The organism is candidate division KSB1 bacterium (assembly GCA_034506335.1).
Lineage (GTDB): Bacteria > Zhuqueibacterota > Zhuqueibacteria > JANLFK01 > Oleimicrobiaceae > Oleimicrobium.
Window position 1 is genome coordinate 88,277 of sequence record JAPDPR010000002.1, and the last position, 20,826, is coordinate 109,102.

Sequence of the window (20,826 nt, forward strand, 5' to 3'; positions counted from 1 at the left end):
CATGGCGCAGAGTGGATGGAAAGGATGTCTTTCCCTTCGGGAGGGAGAAATGAAAACTGTCGTGGCAACAGGTGATGCACCCAAGGCCATTGGACCATATAGTCAGGCAGTCCTCGCGGGGACTGGTCTGGTATTCACGGCAGGTCAGTTGGGTCTGGACCCTCGCACCGGCGAGCTGGTCGGGCCAGGCATAAAAGAGCAGACGCAGCAGGCTTTGACCAACTTAGCCGCAGTGCTCAGGGCTGCCGGATCCAGCCTGGAGCGCGTAGTCAAGACCACGGTGTTCCTTGCGGATCTGAACGACTTTGCGGCGATGAACGAGGTGTACGCGCAGTTTTTCCCGACCGACCCACCGGCGCGCTCGGCGGTGCAAGTGGCGCGATTGCCTAAGGACGCTCGCGTCGAGATCGAGGCAGTGGCTGAACGTGCGTAATGCTGGAAGTCTCATACTGGGCTGGCTTTGTCTGCTGAGCACGGCGGTCCAACCATTAGAGGCAGGGGCGCCTACAGCACCTTCCTTTGCCTTTCCGGTGGCAGCTGCCAGCGACTCACAAGCCACGCAGCGGCGCTCGCCGACTGGTGCGATGGTGCGCTCCTTACTCGTGCCGGGGTGGGGCCAATGGTACAACGGAAAGAAATGGAAGGCAGCCCTGGTAGTGACCACCGAACTCTCTTTGGCGGGGCAGGCCATATGGCAGAACCAGCTCTTGCAACGTGCCACCGACCCTGCCACACGCGAGTATCATCTGACTAACCGCAACACTGCAAACTGGTTGCTGGCCCTGGCGGTCTTGCTCAGCATGCTCGATGCGTACGTGGATGGACATTTCTCCGACTTTGACGAGAGTCCTGATCTCGCCCATGCGCAACGGTGCTGGTCAGAGGTCGGTGGATTGGCACCTGGCGCCGCACACATTCGCATAGCGGTGAGACTCTGAGCGGATGGCGTGGATAGTGGATACGGGAGGTCCATGTGACAGAAGGGCACACAGAACGAGGCACGTGGGGCTCATCGGTGGGTTTCATTCTTGCTGCTGCCGGATCGGCCGTCGGCCTTGGCAATATCTGGCGTTTTCCGTACGTCGTAGGGGAAAACGGCGGTGGCGCCTTCGTACTGCTCTACATCCTGTGCGTGGTGTTTATCTGCGCACCGGTCATGATCGCCGAATTGGCGCTGGGCCGCCACACGCAACGTAATCCCGTCGGGGCATTTCGCACGCTTGTCCCTGGAAGTCCATGGAAGGTAATTGGGGCACTGGGGGTACTTACTGGCGTCGGTATCCTCTCATTCTATTCCGTAGTGGCTGGGTGGACATTGCAGTACGCCGTGCGTTCCGTTGTGACTCCCAACTACATTCGCTATAGCCAAGAAGAAGCAGAGAGGGTATGGACCGACTTTAGCAGTGACCCAGAAAACCTTCGCCGCGCTCTGGCAGAGGAGGGCATAATCACTCAGGACGCCGGCAGCCCGTCTGATGAGCAAGTACGGACCATCTGGCAGCAGTTTACGAGCGAGCCCCGCTTTGGAGTGTTCAGAGAGAAGATGTTGGGCCGTCTGCATAATCGCGCCTTGTTCGAGCAATTCGCCTCCCACCCGTTTCTGCCGACAGTATATCTGCTGATGTTCATCCTGCTCACCGGAGCGGTTGTCGCCGGGGGCGTGGGCGCCGGCATCGAGCGTTGGTCGCGGATTCTTATGCCCATCCTCTTCGTGCTTCTGCTTGTGCTGGCCGTCCGAGCTGTGACTCTGCCCGGCGCCTCAAGAGGGCTAGCGTTCTATCTCAAGCCAGAGCTTAGTAAACTCTCCGTGGAAGCGTTTGCCAGGGCTTTGGGCCAAGCCTTCTTTTCCTTGAGCCTTGGTATGGGCACGATACTCACTTACGGCAGCTATCTATCCAGGCGGGAGAACATTATTCGCTCGGCAGGATGGATCTGTCTTTCTGACACGTTGGTTGCGTTTATCGCTGGTCTGGTCATTTTCCCCACACTCTTTGCCATGGGTTTCCGTCCCGACGCTGGTGTGAGTCTGGCCTTCGTGGTATTGCCGTCAATCTTTGCCCACATGCCAGCCGGAGCCCTATTTGGCGCGGCCTTTTTCCTGTTGCTCTGCGTGGCCGCGCTGACCTCCACCATCTCGCTCCTCGAGGTGCCCGTTGCTTACCTGGTGGATGAACACCACTGGGGTCGCAAATCGGCAGTGGTCGCGACCTGTGCGGTGGCTTTTCTGCTGGGCATTGGCTCGGCTTTGTCCACCGGCGCCGTTCCCGTGCTGACGCGGATACCAGGCGTAGGCGTTGGGGTTCTGGAGTTCCTTAATGCCCTGTTCGGCAACTACGCCCTCTCGGTAGGCGCTCTGGGCATCGCCCTCTTTGTGGGCTATCGCTGGGGGATAAGAGCCGTCGCTGCCGAGATCGAACAGCACGGCAACAAGTTCCTCTTCCGGGGCATCTGGTCAGTACTTATTCGCTATGTATCTCCCTTGGGTATCGCCATTGTGCTGGCGTACATCTTGATCACGGGCAAATACTTTTGAGGCCACGATGCTGACACGAGAAGAAGCGTATCGTTTAGCCGAATCGCGCTTCACCAATCGCAACCTCTTCAAACACGTGCTAGCGGTGGAAGCTGTGATGCGGGAACTCGCTGCCCACTTTGGGCAAGACGTGGAGCAGTGGGGCCTTGCCGGTCTGCTGCATGACCTGGACTATGAAGAGACCGCTCAGTCACCCGAAAGACATGGATTGCGTACGGTGGAACTCTTGGCAGGGTATGATGTGGATGAGGAAGTCATTCACGCCATCAAAAGCCACAACAATCACGCTCCGCGCGAAACCCTGATGGACAAAGCGATGTACGCGTCGGACCCCGTGACGGGGCTGATAGTGGCAGCGGCGCTCATGCATCCCAGCAAGAAGTTGGCTGCTGTGGATGTGCCCTTTATCCTGCGGCGCTTTAAGGAGAAAGCCTTTGCCAAGGGGGCCAATAGGGAGCAGATCAAGACCTGCGAGGAGTTTGGGCTCCAGTTAGATGAGTTCTTGGGCCTTGCGCTCAAAGCCATGCAGGGCATTCACGCGGAATTGGGGCTGTAGATGCGACTTTGGCTTGTACTTGGGCTGGTGGGCGTGGTGTCAGTATCGCCGCTTCTTGCGCAGGCGGCCCTCACTGCTGCAGGTGACACCCTTGCCAAGCCTCCGGTCCGGGTGACAGTTCTTAAGCGGGATCCCCTCCTCGGCGAGGACAAGGTTCACCATGCCCTCGTCAGCGCCTTCCTTGCCGTGGCGGCCTACTACGGTGCGCACGACGAGAGCCGGTGGTCACGAGGGCATGCACTCGTTTTTGCGACCTCGTTCTCCCTGAGCTGGGGGGTGGGCAAAGAGATCTACGACAAGCGAAGCGGACGTGGCCATGCCAGTGTAGCCGATCTGGTCGCGGATGTGGCCGGAACGGCGCTGGGGTTGGCTCTTTTTGCAGGGCAGTTTTGACTGGAAGCAGCCGTGGTAACGACCTGGACAGACAAACCGTTGTGCAACTGTGGCGTCGTGGGTGTGTATGGCCATCCCGAGGCGGCGCGATTGGTGTACCTCTGCCTCTATGCGCTCCAGCATCGCGGACAGGAGAGCGCCGGCATTGTCGCCAGTGACTTTGTGCACATGCAGCGCCATGCTGGCTTGGGGCTCGTGGCGGACGTCTTTTCCGATGCGGCCACACTGACGCGCCTGGCCGGGTCTATGGCCATCGGCCACAACCGCTATTCCACAACCGGGTCTCCGCACCTGGCCAATTCCCAGCCCATCATGGTGAATGCGCAGGACGGACCGCTGGCTATCGCCCACAACGGCAACTTAGTTAATTCCGGCTCATGCCGCCGCCGCTTGGTGAGTGATGGGGCGATCTTCCAGACAAGCACAGACACCGAGGTCATCCTCCACCTCATCGCGCGCTCCAAGCGCGCAACGCTGGTAGAACGACTGATGGAGGCTCTGACCCAGGTCCAGGGCGCTTACTCGCTTGTGCTCATGAGTCGCACCCAGCTCATTGCAGTGCGCGACCCCCGGGGCTTCAGGCCCCTGTCTTTGGGGCGCAAAGACGGCGCCTACGTGATCGCCTCCGAAACGTGTGCCATGGACCTCATCGATGCCGAGTACCTCCGGGAGGTGGAGCCTGGCGAGGTGCTGGTCATCGACGACAACGGCCTGCGTAGCGAGCGCCTGCCGGAACAGGCCCCGCGCGCCGCTTGCATCTTCGAGTTCATCTACTTCTCGCGTCCTGATAGCAAGATCTTCGGTGAGAACGTGGACAAGTGCCGGCGCAAGTTGGGCAAGACGCTGGCGCTGGAGCACCCCACTGAGGGCGACATCGTCATCTCGGTGCCCGATTCCAGCAACACGGCAGCGGTAGGATTTTCGCGGCGCTCAGGTATCAAGTTCGAGCTGGGACTTATTCGCAACCACTACATCGGGCGTACGTTTATCCACCCGGACCAGGACGTCCGCGATTTTAGCGTGCGCGTCAAGTTCAATCCGGTCCGCGGGGTGCTGGCAGACCGACGCGTGGTGGTGGTGGAGGACTCCATCGTCCGGGGTACGACTCTGCGCCATCTGGTGCGGATGATTCGCGCAGCAGGTGCAAAGGAGGTGCATGTACGGGTCAGCTCCCCACCCATCATCTCCCCCTGCTACTACGGCATGGACTTCCCCACCAGGGATGAGCTTATTGCCTGCTCCCGGAGCGTTGAGGAGATCCGTCAGTTCATCGGGGCGGACACGCTGGCGTACCTTTCCATGGAGGGCATGCTGGCCTCCGTACCGCAGGACCGGGGCGGGTATTGCCATGCCTGTTTCGACGGCAACTATCCGTTGCCTCCCGAACGGGCGAGTAAATTCCAGCATGAACAGGCATACTGGGTGCCACATCAGTAACGGGGCGAGGCCCTTTTCGGCTGGGGGTCGCGATGAGTCGATTGCTTCGTCTGTGGGACTATGTCTTCGTGTTGCGGCCGACGCTGCTTTTTCCTGTGTGGACGGTCTTCCTTGCCGGTCACTCGGCCCAACTCCGTTTTGGCCACTCGCTGGCCCGTATCTCATGGCGAGGGGCATGGGACTTTGATTACATCCTCGTGGCCTTGCTCGTGACTCTGTGTCTCGGCGCCACGTTCGTGCTGAACCAGGTGGCAGACATGGAGAGCGACCGGCTCAACAGGAAGCTATTCCTTCTCGCCACGGGAGAGCTGAGTGCCGGAAGTGCGGCCGTGGAGGTAGGACTTCTTGGTTTGACATCCATCGGGCTTGGCTTTGTCCTCAAGCCGGCATTGGGGGTAGCGCTCTTGGCCTGCTTCCTGATTGCAGGGGTGCTGTACAGCTGTCCGCCCTTTGTGTGCAAGGATCGGCCTTACGCAGGGCTGTTGTGCAATGGTCTGGGAGCGCTGGCTGTTTTTGCCTGCGGATGGCTTGTGCGCGGGAAGGTGCATTCCGGGATGTGGTTTCACGCGTTGCCCTTCGTGTTCGCGCTGTGGTCCCTCTACTTTTTCACCACCCTGCCGGATGTGGAGGGCGACCGCGCCGCCGGCAAGATAACCATCGGCGTGCTCTTCGGACCCCGTGTCAGCGCACGGTTGGCCCTGGTGGCAGAAGTGGGCACTTTGGTCAGTTCTTTCTTGTTGCGCGATTGGTTCATCTTTGCTCCTGCCCTGACCGCGTTGCCTTTGTTCATCATCGCGGCCCTCAAGGGCACCGTGGCAGCGGGTGTGCGCACCACGAAGTTCGGCCTGCTCTTTGTCGCGCTCGCCTATTGTTACCTGTTCCCTGGCTTCCTCGTGGTGCTGGCGCTGGTCTTCTTGGCTTGTAAGATTTACTATCGGCGCCGCTTTCAGATTAACTACCCAAGCTTCGACGTAGGTTAGGAGGCATGAAGCAGAAGACTCTTCTCCTGAAAGATGACTTGTGTGACTTGTGCGGCACATGTGTGGCGGTCTGCCCAGTAGATGCCCTGGAGCTGAGCGAGCTCCGTTTGCTCATAGATGGGAAACGGTGCACGCTGTGCATGAATTGCGTGCACGCCTGCCCCTTCGCCTGCCTGGAGGTGCGTGATGAAGTCCCGGTATGACGTGGTGGTGGTAGGTGCAGGCCCGGCGGGCTCCACGGCTGCGCGCTTTGCCGCTCTGGGGGGCGCCAGCGTGCTCCTGCTGGAGAAGGACCGGGAAGTAGGCATCCCCGTGCGGTGTGCGGAAGGCGTAGGGCAGAAAGGCCTAGCCCAGGTGGTCGAGGCCCAGGAGCGCTGGATCGACCGCGTCATCCGCGGCGCCTTCCTCTACGCGCCCAACGGAATGCGTGTCTGCCTGGAGACAAGCGACCTCGGCTACATTCTCAATCGTAAGCTTTTTGACTACGACCTGGCGCGCTTGGCGGCAGAGGCAGGGGCCGAGGTGCTGACCAAAGCAAACGTGACCGGCCTGATTCTGCGCGACGGTGTGGTACACGGGGTACAGCTAATGCACCTTGGCCGGGCGTACACCGTGCAATGCTCAATCGTTATCGGTGCCGATGGCGTGGAGTCGCGCGTGGGGCGATGGGCAGGTTTGCGCACACATGTGAGCTTGCACGACATCGAAAGTTGCGCCCAGGTGACGGCTAGCAACGTGGAGATCGAAGACACGCATTGCCACTTTTACTTTGGACGCGAGGTCGCTCCAGGTGGCTATGCCTGGGTCTTCCCCAAGGGCAACGGAGTGGCGAACATCGGCCTCGGGGTTTCCGGCGACTGCGCGCGAACCAAGCCGGCGTGGGTGTATCTGGAGCAGTTCCTGGCCGCACGCTTCCCACGCGTCTCGGTGCTCACGACCGTAGCAGGAGGCGTACCAGTTGCCCGCCCCTTGAAGCGAATGGTAAGTCACGGGCTCATGTTAGTGGGCGACGCCGCACGCCAGGCCAATCCGGTCTCCGGCGGCGGCATTGTGTCCGGGATGATTGCCGCCAAAATCGCCGGCGAGGTGGCAGCCCAGGCCATTAAAGAGAGCGACGTGTCCCAACAACGACTCCAGGAGTACGCGGACCGGTGGCATGACCAGGAAGGGAAGGCTCACGAGCGTTTCTATCGGTTGAAAGAGGCCATCTGGCGACTGACGGACGAAGACCTCAACCGTACCGCCGAGGCCTATTTGCGCACTGCGCCTGAGAAGCGCTCGCTCCTCAACTTGTTCGCCACCGCCTTGGTCAATCAGCCAAAGCTCATAGTCGAAGCAGCAAAGGTCTTTGTCTGAGGGAGTACCCCGAATGCCCGAGCTTTGCGACCCACAAGAAAGGCGCGTGCTCACCATACCCAATGCACTGTCTGTGGCGCGCCTTTGCCTACTGCCCTTCATCTATGGCTTGCTCCGGCAGGAGACGCGGCAGGCGGACCTTGTTGCCGCCGCGCTGATGGCTGCGGGCGCCGCCACCGACTTTTTGGACGGAGTACTGGCCAGACTGTTGCGGCAAACATCCAATGTGGGTCGGATTCTTGACCCACTGGCTGACAAGATCTTTGCCATATTCATCCTTCTCGTGCTAGTGGGTCTGGGAAGACTGCCCAGCTGGTACGCGGCGGCCGTAGTGGCGCGCGACCTGATCATCGTCCTGGGAGGTGCATACCTGGTTTTGGGCAAACGTTTTGTCTCGGAGTCAAATCGCGCAGGCAAGTGGGCAGCCTTTTCGATAGTGGTAGTCATCCTTGTGCACACGCTTCGCATACAGAGCATGGCCGCGCCCGTGAGGTGGCTCTCGTTACTGCTCTTGCTTACCTCGGTGGTCAGTTACGCCACGGTGTTTGCGCGCATCCTGCAGAGACGGACACTTGTTTCGGCGAACGCGGTTGCAGACCAGGCAATGAAGAGGGAAGCATGAGCGGCGTGATGGGGCGTCTGCGCTCAGGCCTTGTCAAAACGAGGCAGGCGCTGAGTGAACGGTTGGCCCGGGTGGTAGGGGCAGCAAGGCGCGCTGACCCAGAGTTCCTCGCGGAGCTTGAAGAGGCGCTCATCGCTGCTGATGTGGGCGTCATGGGAGCCGAGGCGGTAGTACAACGGCTGGGCGAACTTTTGGCCACAAGGCCCGGGGCGGATTCAGCCCAGGTGCTGGCTTTGCTGAAGGAGGAAATGGTCAGCCTGCTGAACCGAAGCGACAACTCTCCTTTTCTCGCTGGTGAGAAGCCGCATGTGGTGCTGGTCGTGGGCGTCAACGGTACCGGCAAGACCACGACCATTGGCAAGCTTGCGTACCATTACCGCCAACAGGGCAAGAAGGTGCTTTTGGCTGCAGCGGACACGTTTCGCGCCGCTGCCAGCGAGCAATTGGCAATCTGGGCGGAGCGCGCGGGGGCAGATCTGGTGAGCACCAAGCCGGGCGCCGATCCGGCCGCAGTGGCCTTCGACGCCCTAAACGCTGCTTTGGCCCGCGGAGTAGATGTGTTGATCGTTGATACCGCCGGCCGCCTGCACACAAAAGTCAACCTGATGGAGGAGGTGCGAAAGATCCGCCGGGTCCTCGAGCGGCGGCTTCCCGGAGCTCCGCATGAGGTGCTCCTCGTCATCGATGCCACCACAGGCCAGAATGGCCTCTCGCAAGCCAGACAATTTACGCAGGCCACTGGGGTGAGCGGTATTGTGCTCACCAAACTGGACGGCACGGCCAAAGGAGGCATCGCCGTGGCTATCTGCCAGGAGTTGGGCGTGCCGGTGCGCTGGGTAGGCGTGGGCGAAGACATCGACGATCTGGCACCGTTCGATGCCCGCGAGTTCGTGGAGGGGCTCTTCGCATGAAGATCGCTGTGGTGCCCCTCGGCTGCCCCAAGAACACCGTGGACCTGGAGTGGGTGCTGGGGGCTCTGCTTGGACCAGGCGTGCAGCTAGTGAGCCGGGCAAGGACGGCGGACGCAGTGATCGTGCACACCTGCGCCTTCATCCGCCCCGCTGTCGAGGAAGCGATAGAAACAATTGTTGAAGTCTCGCGGTTGAAAGAAGCGGGCAAAGCCAAGGTAATCGTGACCGGCTGCCTGCCCCAGCGATTTGGCCGACGTGTGGCGGCGCTTCTGCCCGCCGTGGACCTGGTGGTGAGCGAGCGTGAGCCGCGACGGATTGCTGCCCGAGTGCGAGGCCTCCTCGGGCTCCCTGCTTCGCCGTGCTCTGCCGAGCGATGGAGCCTTGGGCCTGCCCACTATGCGTACCTGAAGATTGCCGAAGGGTGCGATAATCGCTGCGCGTACTGCACCATCCCGATCATCAAGGGGAAGTATCGGAGCAGACCTATAGAAGCCATTGTCAAGGAGGCACGCGGCCTGGCGGAGCGGGGCGTCCAGGAGCTCATTGTTGTGGCGCAGGACACCACATACTTCGGAGGCGAGACAGGTGGCGCCTCCTCGCTTCCTGCGCTGTTGCGCGCCTTGTCCTCTATCGATGGACCCCGCTGGATCCGGCTTATGTACACCCATCCGGCCCGCGTGGACGACCGGCTCATCGAGGTCCTGGCAGAGGAAGAGCGCTTGTGCAAGTACCTGGATATTCCGATCCAGCATGCCTCTGACCGCATTTTGGCTGCTATGGGAAGGCGGACCACGCGTGCCCAGCTCGAGCAGGTGCTGCAGCGCCTCCGCGACCGTATTCCTGGCCTCGCCCTTCGCTCAACCGTCATGGTGGGATTCCCAGGGGAGACTGAGGAGGACTTTCAGACGTTACTGGACTTTTTGCAGGATGCGCGTTTTGAGCACCTTGGGGTCTTCACGTATTACCCGGAGCAGGGTACGCGGGCGGCGCGCATGCGAGGGCAGCTCTCCGACGAGGAAAAACAGCTACGTCACGCCGAGGTGCTCGACCTCCAGGCCAGACTGAGTGCCGCGCGCACCGCGGCGATGGTGGGAAAAACTGTCCAAGTGCTGGTAGACGAAGCGGATGCAGCCACCAGTCTCTCCCTGGGTAGGACAGAATGGGACGCACCAGACGTGGACTGTCAGGTGCATATCCAGGGCGCCATGGAGCCGGGCACGTTCCGGGCTGTCCATATCACCGATTCAGACGGGTTCGACCTGTACGGCACCCCGGCGACGCACGAAGGCCGAAGTGCTCGGTCGGGCCGCCACAGGCATTCAAAAGTTCCGAGGGAACTCTCTCGTGTTTGAAAAGGAGCTATACACACCATGCACGACGCGTGAGGCACTGCCCTTTTCCTCACACCGACGAGTCCCCCGGTGGGAGGTTGTTATGAAAGTCTGTAAGATTCTCAGGCCAACCATGTTGCTCATCGCAGGCCTTGCCCTGCCCGGGTCAGGCCTGCACGCCCAGGTCGAGATGAGCCAGGACGTCAGCGAACTGGGGCCCCAGTTCCACTACGACGTCTCCGTAACCGCCTCGCCTCTGGACTCTACCACAAGTCGCGTGCACGTATACGTCAAAATCACATTTGACGAAATCCAATTCGTGCGCAGCGACTCGACCTTCCGCGGCTCCTATGAAGTCACGGCTGTCGTGCTTGACAAGAACAACGACCAAGTGGCGGGCAAGGTCTGGCGGGACGAGATGGCTACCGAACGGTACGAGCGGACCAGTTCCCGTGTGGATTACAACACCAGCTACGCAGCGTTTGACGTGGCTCCTGGAGATTACACGCTCACCCTGGGGGTAACGGACTTGGAGACGCGCGAACGGCGCCGGATCACCCGGCCCCTCCGCGTCCGAGACTATCGCAGAGAAAAGCTGGCGGTAAGTGACATCACCTTTGCCGCGGCGGTGGAGTACGATTCCCTCGGGCTCAGGTCAATGCGGCCAGACGTATCAGACAACACCATTGGCGTGAGTCGCAATCTGTTCGCTTGCTTTGAAATCTATACCCAACGGCCGCCGCAGCAGGCAAAAATCTCTTACCGCGTCCTTAATGCTCGCAACAAGGTAGTTTTCTCCCGCACCTACCACCGTCACTTACCCGCGTGGCGCACGCTGGAGTTTTTCCAGCTCGAGCCTGACAGCCTGGGCTACGGAAAATACACGCTGAGCCTGGACGTGTCAGCCGACGGCCTGCATGACCAGGTAGAGAAGGCGTTCAACGTCCGCTGGAGCGGTTTGCCAGCCACTGCCGCAGACCTCGACATGGCCATTGAACAGGTCAAGTACGTGGCTGACAAGAAAGAGTACGACGCGCTTCGCCGCGCGCAAGGGGACAGGAAACTGGCGGAGTTTATGCGGTTTTGGAAGCGTCGCGATCCTACCCCTGGCACAGAAGAAAACGAAGCTATGGACGAGCACTACCGCCGCGTGGAGTATGCCAACGAACGCTTCACCGTGTTCCGCGAGGGGTGGAAGACCGACATGGGGATGGTGTACATCATCCTCGGACCGCCAAATGACATCGAACGGCATCCATATCCGCCGGGCGACAAGCCCTATGAGATTTGGTATTACTACCGCATCAATCGCCAGTTCGTGTTCTACGATCCCACAGGCTTCGGCGAGTACCGACTGCTCAATCCCTACTCGATCTATGACCTCAACCGGATTCGCCAGTGACGCAGGAGGAGGCGTGAACAGACCAGGAGTCAATCCCATCAAACCGCGACGTCTGCACCCAGGCGACACCATTGGCATCGTGACCCCGGCCAGCCCCATGATTCCCGAGAGGCTTGCGAACGGGATTGCCTATCTCCGCGCCCGGGGGTACAACGTGGTGGAAGGACAGCATGTTTACGCGCAGCGCGGCTATCTGGCCGGCACCGATGCGGAACGGGCCGCAGACCTGAATCGGATGTTTGCCGATCCGGATATCAAGGCAGTGATCTGCTCTCGGGGCGGCTACGGTGTGTCACGCCTCCTGGATCAGATCGATTACGAGGCCCTACGCCAGCACCCGAAGATTTTCGTGGGGTATAGCGACCTTACCGCACTGCAACTGGCAATTTGGCAGCGCATCGGCCTGGTGACCTTTTCCGGGCCCATGGTGGCCGTGGAAATGGGCAAGGGCATCCACCCCTTCACGGAAGGGCACTTCTGGCGGATGTTGACAAGCGACAACCTCTCCGGTCCATTGCCGCATCCGGAGGGGAAAGCCCTGCAATGCCTTCGTCCCGGAAAGGCGCGGGGAAGATTGCTCGGCGGGTGTCTCTCCCTGATTGCCCCCCTCATGGGCACGCCGTTCATGCCCGCTCTTGACGGAGCAATCTTGGTCCTGGAGGACATCGACGAGGAGGTCTATCGTATCGACCGGTACTTCGCCCAGTTCCGCTCTGCGGGCATTCTCGACAAGATCGCGGGATTGGTCTTTGGCACGTTCATCAACTGGGAACCGAGTGAGCCGGACAAACCTTACTTGACCCTTGAGCAAGTGATTGACGACTATGTGAGCGATTTGCCGATTCCGGTTGCCACAGGTTTGGCATACGGTCATGGAGAAGCCAAGATCACCTTGCCCATTGGTCTGGAGGCAGAGCTGGATGCCGATGCGGGTACCTTGGCCATACTGGAGCCTGCGGTGGTGTAAGGTCTGAGAGGGGAGCCATTATGCCTCATCTGCGTCTTGCGGTTTTGGCCTCGGGAAGGGGCTCCAACTTGGAAGCCATTCTGCGTGCCATCGACCGCGGCGAACTAGACGCCGAGGTGGTGGTGGTGATAAGCAACAAGTCCACTGCCGGAGCGCTGGAGATTGCCCGCGCGCGAGGCATCGCGGCTGTGCATCTGTCCGCGCTGCAGTTTCAGTCGCAAGAAGAGTTCGACCAGGCCCTCTTGCAGCTGCTGGAGCGCCACCAGGTCAACTTTGTTGCCCTTGCTGGCTACCTCAAGATGCTCAGCCCGACCATCGTGCGTGCGTATCGGCATCGCATCTTGAACATTCACCCTGCGCTGCTGCCTTCTTTCGGCGGCAAGGGCCTTTACGGCCACCATGTGCATGAGGCGGTCTTGGCGTACGGTTGCAAGGTGTCCGGCGCCACGGTCCATTTGGTGGATGAGGAGTACGACACCGGACCGCCTGTGATTCAGGAGTGTGTGCCGGTGCTCGAGGATGATACGCCGGAAACCTTGGCAGCGCGGGTGCTGACGGTTGAGCATCGCATCTATGCGCAGGCGCTCCAGCTTTTCGCCGAGGATCGCATTGTGGTCGAGGGGCGGCGCGTCCGCGTGTTGCCACCTAAGGAGACGTGAGGTGGCGCGCAGGTGGCTTCACCTCGGCCTGCTCTTGCTTCTGGCGGCAGCCCTCAGCCGCTGCTTTCAAGCGCCGTCCACCGAGCTGCTCGACATCAGGGCCTTGGACTCAACCATCGTGGTGGAGCTCAAGTATGCCACATCCGACAACTTTGTCGGGCAGCCACTCTATGGGGCTAACGTGTGTTATCTTCGGCGGCCCACGGCAGAACGTCTGGCACGTGTGCAACAGCGCCTGCGCGCTCAAGGGCTGGGCCTGAAGGTCTATGACTGCTACCGGCCCCTCTCTGTGCAGTGGCGCATGTGGGAGCTTGTGCCTGATACCCGCTATGTGGCCGATCCTCGCAAAGGCTCGCGCCACAACCGCGGCGCTGCTGTAGATGTCACCCTGGTAGATACCGCTGGGCACGAGTTGCTCATGCCCAGCGCGTTCGACGATTTTAGCGAAAAGGCCAGCCGCAGCTACGCGCAGGCCCCGCCCGAGGCGCTACGCCATAGGGCGCTGCTCGAGGAAGCCATGACCGCTGAGGGGTTCATCCCGTTGGCCTCCGAGTGGTGGCACTTTGACGACCCTCAGTGGGAGCGCTATTCCGTTTTGGACATCCCTTTGGAGAAGCTCGCGGGCAACCAGCGCCCGCCGAACGAGACAGAAAGGAAACGCGAAATTCGATGAGACGACGAGCACTGATGAGCGTCTACGACAAGACCGGGATAGTTGCCTTCGCCCGCGGTGTGCACGAGCTGGGCTATGAGATTGTTTCTACCGGCGGAACGGAGAGGGTACTCCGCGAGGCGGGCGTGCCGGTCACCCCTGTGACGCAGGTTACTGGCTTTCCAGAGATTCTCTCCGGCCGAGTCAAGACCCTCCATCCTTCTGTGTTCGGTGGCATTTTGGCCCTGCGCGGCGACAAAAGCCATATGGCCGAGCTCGAAGAGCAGAAGATTGTGCCTGTCGACCTTGTGGTCGTCAACCTTTACCCGTTTGCGGCGACGGTTGCGCGGCAGGGGGTTGCGCTGAGCGAGGCCCTGGAGAACATCGACATCGGCGGGCCGGCCATGATTCGGGCCGCGGCAAAAAACTTTACCCACGTGGCGGTGGTCACCAGCCCCCAACAGTACAGCTGGGTGCTGGAGGAGATGCGCGCGCGCCAGGGGCTCCTTTCCGAGGAGTCACGACGGAAGCTGGCTGTGGAGGCCTTTGCCCTTACCGCCCGCTACGACGCGGCCATCGAGACCTTCTTGCGCACACTCGCCGACGATGATGCCACTTTGCCGGGCCGTATCTGGCTCTCCTTGGACAGGGTTGCGGGGCTCCGCTACGGCGAAAACCCGCACCAGCGTGCTGCCCTCTACGCACACGCCGATGCCGCGCCTGCCGGCCTCCTCGCGGCTAAGCAGCTGCAGGGCAAGGAGCTCTCGTTCAACAACTACCTCGATGCTCATGCCGCGCTTGGCCTCTTGGCAGAGTTTGACGAGCCCTGTGCGGTCATCCTCAAACACAACAACCCCTGTGGCGCCGCAGTGGCCGACGATGTGCTGGCTGCCTATCGCAAGGCACTGGCAACCGACCCAGTCTCCGCCTTTGGCGGCATCGTGGGGGTAAACAGACCCGTTACGGCAGAGCTGGCCCAAGAACTGAGCACGCTGTTCCTGGAGGTGGTGCTGGCCCCCCACTTTACGCCCGAAGCACAGCAAATCCTGGGGAGGAAGAAGAACCTTCGGCTCCTGCAACTCGACGACCGCAAGGAAACTGGCAGTGACAGCCTCGACATAAAGTGCATTGCCGGCGGCTACCTGGTGCAGGAACGGGACTATGAACCTGCTCCATCGCTCAAGGTAGTCACCAAACGCCAACCGTCCGCGGCGGAGTGGCAGGCGCTGCGATTTGGTTGGAAGGTAGTCAAGTGGGTCAAGTCCAATGCCGTGGTGTTCGTGGGCGCAGACCGCACGTTGGGCATTGGTGCCGGACAGATGTCAAGGGTTGACTCTTCCCGCATAGCGGTGATGAAGGCGGAGGCAGCAGGTCTATCCCTTCACGGCTCGGTGGTGGCCTCAGACGCCTTTTTCCCCTTCAGGGACGGCGTGGATGCGGCAGCCGAAGCCGGAGCTACGGCGGTCATCCAGCCCGGCGGCTCGGTTCGAGACGATGAGGTCATCGCTGCCGCTGAGGAACACGACATGGCCATGGTCTTTACGGGTGTGCGCCACTTCCGGCATTGAAGGCAGCGGTTGCAGGAACAAGGACTTTTGCATTTAACTCAAACAAACAGGATCTGGTACAACTATGGGACTCTTCTCAAGTGACATTGCAATTGACCTCGGCACGGCCAACACTCTGGTCGCAGTCAAGGGGCGGGGTATTGTAGTCAACGAACCTTCGGTTGTCGCGGTCCGTCGTGATGACCAAGAGATTGTCGCCTTCGGCGCGGCGGCTAAGGAGATGGTGGGGCGCACCCCGCGGGAGATCGTGACCGTACGCCCTCTGCGCGACGGCGTGATCGCCGACTTTGAACTGGCCGAGCGGATGATTCGCTACTTCATTCGCAAAGCACAGTCACCTTTTCTCATCAGGCCGCGCATGGCCATCTGCGTTCCCTCTGGCGTCACCGAGGTGGAGAAACGCGCTGTGCGCGATTCGGCCGAACAAGCTGGGGCTCGGCAGGTCTTCCTCATCGAGGAGCCTATGGCTGCAGCCATAGGGGTGGGTCTGCCGGTGGAAGACGCGGTGGGAAGCATGATCATCGACATCGGCGGGGGCACCACCGAGATGGCCGTCATCGCCATGAACGGCATCGTCAGTTCCGTGTCCATTCGTGTGGCTGGCGATGAGATGACCGAGGCCATCATCCAGTACTACAAGAAAAACTATAACCTCCTCCTCGGCGAAAATACGGCAGAATACATCAAGTGTACAATCGGCTCTGCTGCGCCTTATGAGGAGCGGGGCAGTCTTACCGTCAAAGGTCGGGATCTTGTCAGCGGCATCCCCAAGACCGTCGAGGCACGAGGACCTGAAGTGCAGGAGGCTCTGGCCGAGTCGGTTACGCTCATTGTCGAATCGACCAAGAAGTGCCTCGATCAGACCCCGCCGGAACTTGCGGCGGATCTAGTCGACCGTGGCATCCTGCTTTCAGGAGGGGGCGCCCTGCTCAAAGGCCTAGACGAACGCCTCCGGCAGGAGACCAACCTTCCCGTCATTGTGGCCGAAGACCCGATGACGTGCGTAGTCCGCGGCACCAGCAAGATCCTGGAAGACTTGCCGCGCTACGAAAAGGTGCTCAGCCGCGCCAAACGCTATTGACCACCTCTGGACCAGCAGGTAGTTCCCATGCGACGGCGTCTGCCCGCTCTGTTGCCACCTCACGAGTATAGCATCCTCGCGGTCCTGGTCTTCTTGGCAGTGGCTCTTGCCGCTTCCAGCACACGTACGACCATGGATACGCCGCGCCTGGCAGTGTTGGCGCTGGTGGCCAAAGCATCGCGACCCTTTGCAGCGCTGGAACGCTGGCGCGAGCTGGGAAGAGAGAACGAGTTGTTGCGCCGGGCTAACGCCCAGCTGGTGCTAGAAAACGCCTTGTTGGCCGAGGCCAGAGCCGAGAACGAACGCCTGCGCAATTTGCTTGGTTTTTCAAGCCAGTTACCCCTGGAGTTTGTTCCCGCACGGGTGATTGGTACCTCTACCCAAGGCTCGGTGCAGGCAGTCATCTTGGACGTTGGCAACAACAGAGGGCTGCGCAAGAACATGCCGGTGGTCTGTGCCGAGGGGTTGGTGGGCAAACTCTATGTGGTCGGCAGCGACCATGCTCTGGCTCAATTACTCATCGACCGGAACGCGCGAGTGAGCGCCAGGGTGCAGCGCAGTCGAGTGACGGGCATCGTGCGCAGTCTGCAAGCCAACCGCTTGTTGCTGGAGCAGGTGCCAAAACGAGCGGACGTGCAGGTGGGCGATGTGGTGGTAACCTCGGGTCTCACCCCAATGTTTCCTCCTGGACTGAAGATTGGTACGGTAACCGACGTCTCCGAGCAAAACCCAGGGCTGTTCATGTCAATCTCCATTGTCCCGGCTGCCGATTTTGGCCGTCTCGAAGAGGTCCTGGTTGTCCGTGGCTGGAGCAGCCAACCGGCACGGGGGCAGCCATGAGATACCTTTCTTACGCATTGCTGCTCGGAATCGGTCTTGTGCTCCAGGTGGGGCTCCTAAGGTTCGCCACGATTCTCGGTGTGGCCCCTGATCTGCTACTGGTGGCCACGGTGGTCGTTGCGCTCCGTCGTGGTCAGGTAGCGGGTATGGTCTTCGGCTTCTTGGCTGGGCTGGGCGTTGATCTGGCCACCTCCAGCGTTGTGGGGCTGTCAGCGCTGAGCAAGACCGTCGTGGGGTTTGTGGCAGGCTTGTGGTCCAGCGACGCGGTGGGCTTGAGCCGGAGTGCCTCAGTGCTGCTTTTGCTCCTCTGTGCGACACTCCACGAGCTTCTCATGGCTGCGGCTCTGGCCCTTACGCCCGGCGCAGGGTTCGGTTTCTTGCTGTTGCGCTGGGCCTTACCACGCACGGTATACACCCTGGTGGTGGGGCTGGTGGTCTTTCTCCTTCTCCCAGAGAAGGTTTGGCACGGTCGTGCCACCACCCTGTTTAGGGGTGCCCTGTAGATATGGTGCCAGCTGATGTCAGTCGCAATCGTCTTTTTTTCCGGGTAGCGCTCTACGTTGCTTTTGGCGCCCTCGCGTTGCGCCTTTTTCAATTGCAGGTGCTCTCTGCCGAACACTACGCACGCGAATCGGAGCGTAACCGCATTCGAGCCGTACCCATCGAGGCTACCCGCGGCCTCATCTACGATGTCAATGGCACGGTTCTGGTGGAAAATCACCCCGCCTATTCGGTCTCGGTAATCCCGGCCGAGGTAACCGGGCGCGACTCGGTGCTAAGTCTGCTGGGGGAGATACTGGGCCTATCCCGCGAGGAGCTAGCTTTACGCATTCAAAGGAATCGCTCCGGAAGCTTTATTCCTGCGAAGATCGCTCATCAGATTAGCGAACTGGCCCTGGCACAACTGGAGGAGTACCGCCTGGACCTGCCCGGTGTCATCTTCGAGGTGGAACCACATCGCTCTTATCCCCTTAGCCCTCTGGCACCCCACGCGTTGGGTTACCTGGGGGAGATCTCCCCAGCAGAGCTTAGTGTCCTGCGCGAAGCTGGCTATACAATGGGAGACCTGGTGGGCAAGAAGGGCTTAGAGAAACAGTATGATCGCCTACTACGCGGCAAAAGGGGCTTTCTGTACGTGGAGGTAGACGCACTGGGCAGGGAGATTCGCGCCCTGGAGCGACCGGCCCCGGCTCCTCCGCAAGAGGGCCAGGGCCTGCTCACCGGGATTGACGCGGACATGCAGGCCGCTCTCGTCCAAGCAATGGCCGGCAAAAAAGGTGGCGCGGTCTTTCTGAATTGTCGCAATGGCGAAGTCCTTGCCATTGGCAGCTTCCCCCCGTTCGATTTGGAGGAGCTGTCAGGGGTGCTCGCCCCCCAAACCTGGGCGGCCATCCTCAATCATCCGGAGAAGCCTTTGTTCGACCGCGCCGTGCAGGGAGCCTACCCTGCCGGTTCCACCTTTAAGCTGGTCATTGCCGCAGCCGCACTCGAGACCAAGGCTCTTAGCCCGGAGTTTGCTGTGACCTGCCACGGCTCTTTGCGCCTGGGTACCCGCACCTTCGATTGCTGGAAAAGCGGAGGACACGGCCACCTGCGAATGCTGGACGCCATCGAGCAGTCCTGTAACGTCTACTTCTACAACGTCGGCCTTCAGGTAGATGTCGATACGTGGGCTCGCTTTGCCAAAGCCTTTGGATTTGGCCAGCCAACAGGGATCGACCTGCCCAATGAGAGCCCCGGCAACATACCTGACCGCGCGTTCTTGGACGCGCGCTATGGAAAGGATGCCTGGACGCGTGGGATGATGCTCAATCTTGCTGTGGGACAAGGGGACCTGTTGGTTACCCCGCTGCAGATGGCCCAGCTGGCCATGGCGATAGCGAACGAAGGCACTTTCTACCGCCCCCACATCGTGCGCGGTATCCTGGAGCCCTCTGACCGCAGCGTCACCTGGATACGTGTGGAGGCACGCCATGTGGGCGTCGTGTCCCGTGAGACCTATGCCGTGCTGAAACAGGGGATGTGGCGCGTGGTCCAAGGCACCCACGGCACAGGGGCCGCGTGTCGCCTCCCCGGCGTGGAGGTAGCAGGCAAAACAGGCACGGCCCAGAACCCCCATGGCGACGACCATGCATGGTTCGTTGGCTTCGCGCCATTTGCGGCGCCCGAAGTGGCATTTGCCGTCTTTGTCGAGAACGGCGGCAAAGGGGGAGCTGTTGCCGCCCCCGTGGCCCGACGGGTACTAGAAGTCTACTTCAACAAACGCATGTCCCCAGCTGAGGTCGCGGCAGCTCCTGTGGGCTCACGTTCAGCGGATAGCCATTAGCCATGTTTACGCGTTTTGACACGCCCATTCTCGTCTGCGCGGTCCTTCTGATGGCCGTGGGTCTGGTTGCCATCTACAGCGCCACTGCCCAGCAGGAGTCCCCTTCTGTCAAGGGGAGCTTCGCACGGCAGGGCATCTGGGTGCTCACAGGTGTGGTGGTTGGAGCGGTTGCCACCATTTTGCCCTTCCGCGTGTTTGAGCGACTGGCCTACGTCGCCTACGGGCTTGCGCTCCTTGCACTAGTTGCGGTGCTTTTCCTCGGTCAGGGAACTAATGCGCGCTGGTTCGCTTTCGGGCCGGCTCGCCTTCAACCATCCGAGTTCGCAAAGGTCGCGGTTGTTCTTGCCCTGGCACGCTTCCTGAGTGGCCACCGTACAGATGTCAACAGCCCGAAGGATATTCTTCTGGCCACGGGTCTCGTAGCACTTCCCACCCTCCTCGTACTGAAGCAACCAGACATGGGAACCGCTCTGGTGTTTATGGGGATGCTTTTGCCGCTCCTCTATTGGGCAGGACTGAGGAGTTTCACTCTCTTCCTCATCGTTGCCCCCGCTATCACCGCGCTGGCTTCCTTTCAGTTTTGGACCTTCTTGCTTGCCATGCTTGGACTGGCCACCGTGCTCTACTTCTCCCGCCGGGGCCGAAGGGTGCTCATTTTCAATCTTCTGCTCAACTTGGCGGTTGGCATTCTCGCGCCCCTTGTGTGGAGTCGATTGGCCCCTTATCAGCAGAACCGCATCCTCGCCTTTCTTGGGCTTCATTCTGACCCACGAGGTGTCGGTTACCAGGTCATCCAGTCAAAAGTCGCCATCGGTTCCGGCGGACTGCTCGGAAAAGGGTTTATGCAGGGTTCTCAGACCCAGTTGCGCTTTCTCCCCGAGCAACATACCGACTTTATCTTCTCGGTGATAGGAGAGGAGTTTGGCCTTGTGGGTTCGCTGTTTGTGTTGACGCTCTTTTTTGTCCTTCTCACGCGGGCGCTCCGCATCGCGGCCACTGCCCGCAACCCGTTCACCAGCATGGTAGTGGCCGGTGCCGTCACTGTCCTGGGCATTCACGTCATCGTCAACATCGGCGTGACCTTGGGCATTATGCCTGTTACCGGCTTGCCGCTTCCCTTTGTCAGCTATGGCGGCTCTTCGCTCTGGACGTTTGCGATTCTGGTGGGGCTTGTACTCAACGGTTCCCTCCACCGCCTAGATTACTAGCCAA

General features: G+C 60.5%; 22 protein-coding genes. All 22 read left to right on the top strand.

The window, feature by feature from the left end; translation table 11 throughout:
- Positions 1-49 precede the first annotated feature (49 nt).
- Entirely contained in the window at positions 50-433 is a 384-nt protein-coding gene (locus ONB25_01535) for a RidA family protein (GenBank protein ID MDZ7391570.1), read from the top strand.
- Entirely contained in the window at positions 426-938 is a 513-nt protein-coding gene (locus ONB25_01540; GenBank protein ID MDZ7391571.1) for a DUF5683 domain-containing protein, read from the top strand. Before ONB25_01535 ends, ONB25_01540 begins: the two co-directional genes overlap by 8 nt.
- 35 nt (positions 939-973) lie before the next feature.
- Positions 974-2,533, top strand: a complete 1,560-nt coding sequence (locus tag ONB25_01545; protein ID MDZ7391572.1) for a sodium-dependent transporter — start codon at positions 974-976, stop codon at positions 2,531-2,533.
- A gap of 7 nt (positions 2,534-2,540) precedes the next feature.
- Positions 2,541-3,089 carry an HDIG domain-containing protein gene (locus ONB25_01550; GenBank protein ID MDZ7391573.1) on the top strand — a complete coding sequence of 183 codons (549 nt, stop codon included), beginning with the start codon at positions 2,541-2,543 and terminating at the stop codon, positions 3,087-3,089.
- Positions 3,090-3,482: a hypothetical protein gene (locus tag ONB25_01555; protein MDZ7391574.1), complete on the top strand. Its 393-nt coding sequence runs from the start codon at positions 3,090-3,092 to the stop codon at positions 3,480-3,482.
- A 12-nt stretch (positions 3,483-3,494) separates the two neighbouring features.
- Positions 3,495-4,919: an amidophosphoribosyltransferase gene (purF, locus tag ONB25_01560; GenBank protein ID MDZ7391575.1), complete on the top strand. Its 1,425-nt coding sequence runs from the start codon at positions 3,495-3,497 to the stop codon at positions 4,917-4,919.
- Positions 4,920-4,951: 32 nt separating this feature from the next.
- Positions 4,952-5,899, top strand: a complete 948-nt coding sequence (locus tag ONB25_01565) for a UbiA family prenyltransferase (GenBank protein ID MDZ7391576.1) — start codon at positions 4,952-4,954, stop codon at positions 5,897-5,899.
- Between the two features lie 5 nt (positions 5,900-5,904).
- Positions 5,905-6,102 carry a 4Fe-4S binding protein gene (locus ONB25_01570; GenBank protein MDZ7391577.1) on the top strand — a complete coding sequence of 66 codons (198 nt, stop codon included), beginning with the start codon at positions 5,905-5,907 and terminating at the stop codon, positions 6,100-6,102.
- Entirely contained in the window at positions 6,086-7,255 is a 1,170-nt protein-coding gene (locus ONB25_01575) for an NAD(P)/FAD-dependent oxidoreductase (GenBank protein MDZ7391578.1), read from the top strand. Before ONB25_01570 ends, ONB25_01575 begins: the two co-directional genes overlap by 17 nt.
- Before the next feature lie 13 nt (positions 7,256-7,268).
- Positions 7,269-7,877, top strand: a complete 609-nt coding sequence (locus ONB25_01580; GenBank protein MDZ7391579.1) for a CDP-alcohol phosphatidyltransferase family protein — start codon at positions 7,269-7,271, stop codon at positions 7,875-7,877.
- On the top strand, positions 7,874-8,788 hold the full coding sequence (gene ftsY / locus ONB25_01585; protein MDZ7391580.1) for a signal recognition particle-docking protein FtsY: 915 nt from the start codon (positions 7,874-7,876) through the stop codon (positions 8,786-8,788). Before ONB25_01580 ends, ftsY begins: the two co-directional genes overlap by 4 nt.
- Positions 8,785-10,140 (top strand): 30S ribosomal protein S12 methylthiotransferase RimO, encoded by a 1,356-nt coding sequence (rimO, locus tag ONB25_01590; protein MDZ7391581.1) that lies wholly within the window; start codon positions 8,785-8,787, stop codon positions 10,138-10,140. The genes ftsY and rimO overlap by 4 nt, the downstream gene beginning before the upstream one ends.
- 82 nt (positions 10,141-10,222) lie before the next feature.
- The gene (locus tag ONB25_01595; GenBank protein ID MDZ7391582.1) at positions 10,223-11,521 is read left to right on the top strand and encodes a GWxTD domain-containing protein; all 1,299 of its coding nucleotides are present in this window, start codon (positions 10,223-10,225) and stop codon (positions 11,519-11,521) included.
- A gap of 13 nt (positions 11,522-11,534) precedes the next feature.
- A complete protein-coding gene (locus ONB25_01600) occupies positions 11,535-12,488 on the top strand; it encodes an LD-carboxypeptidase (protein ID MDZ7391583.1) in 954 nt (317 codons plus the stop codon).
- A 20-nt stretch (positions 12,489-12,508) separates the two neighbouring features.
- Positions 12,509-13,147: a phosphoribosylglycinamide formyltransferase gene (gene purN, locus ONB25_01605; protein ID MDZ7391584.1), complete on the top strand. Its 639-nt coding sequence runs from the start codon at positions 12,509-12,511 to the stop codon at positions 13,145-13,147.
- Position 13,148: 1 nt separating this feature from the next.
- Complete coding sequence (ddpX, locus tag ONB25_01610; protein MDZ7391585.1) at positions 13,149-13,820, top strand: D-alanyl-D-alanine dipeptidase; 672 nt, start codon at positions 13,149-13,151, stop codon at positions 13,818-13,820.
- Complete coding sequence (purH, locus tag ONB25_01615) at positions 13,817-15,367, top strand: bifunctional phosphoribosylaminoimidazolecarboxamide formyltransferase/IMP cyclohydrolase (GenBank protein MDZ7391586.1); 1,551 nt, start codon at positions 13,817-13,819, stop codon at positions 15,365-15,367. Before ddpX ends, purH begins: the two co-directional genes overlap by 4 nt.
- Positions 15,368-15,431: 64 nt before the next feature.
- The gene (locus ONB25_01620; protein MDZ7391587.1) at positions 15,432-16,448 is read left to right on the top strand and encodes a rod shape-determining protein; all 1,017 of its coding nucleotides are present in this window, start codon (positions 15,432-15,434) and stop codon (positions 16,446-16,448) included.
- A 27-nt stretch (positions 16,449-16,475) separates the two neighbouring features.
- A complete protein-coding gene (mreC, locus tag ONB25_01625) occupies positions 16,476-17,288 on the top strand; it encodes a rod shape-determining protein MreC (GenBank protein MDZ7391588.1) in 813 nt (270 codons plus the stop codon).
- On the top strand, positions 17,285-17,791 hold the full coding sequence (mreD, locus tag ONB25_01630) for a rod shape-determining protein MreD (protein ID MDZ7391589.1): 507 nt from the start codon (positions 17,285-17,287) through the stop codon (positions 17,789-17,791). The genes mreC and mreD overlap by 4 nt, the downstream gene beginning before the upstream one ends.
- Positions 17,792-17,793: 2 nt before the next feature.
- Positions 17,794-19,614, top strand: a complete 1,821-nt coding sequence (gene mrdA / locus ONB25_01635) for a penicillin-binding protein 2 (protein ID MDZ7391590.1) — start codon at positions 17,794-17,796, stop codon at positions 19,612-19,614.
- Between the two features lie 2 nt (positions 19,615-19,616).
- Positions 19,617-20,822, top strand: a complete 1,206-nt coding sequence (gene rodA, locus ONB25_01640) for a rod shape-determining protein RodA (protein MDZ7391591.1) — start codon at positions 19,617-19,619, stop codon at positions 20,820-20,822.
- Positions 20,823-20,826 lie beyond the last annotated feature (4 nt).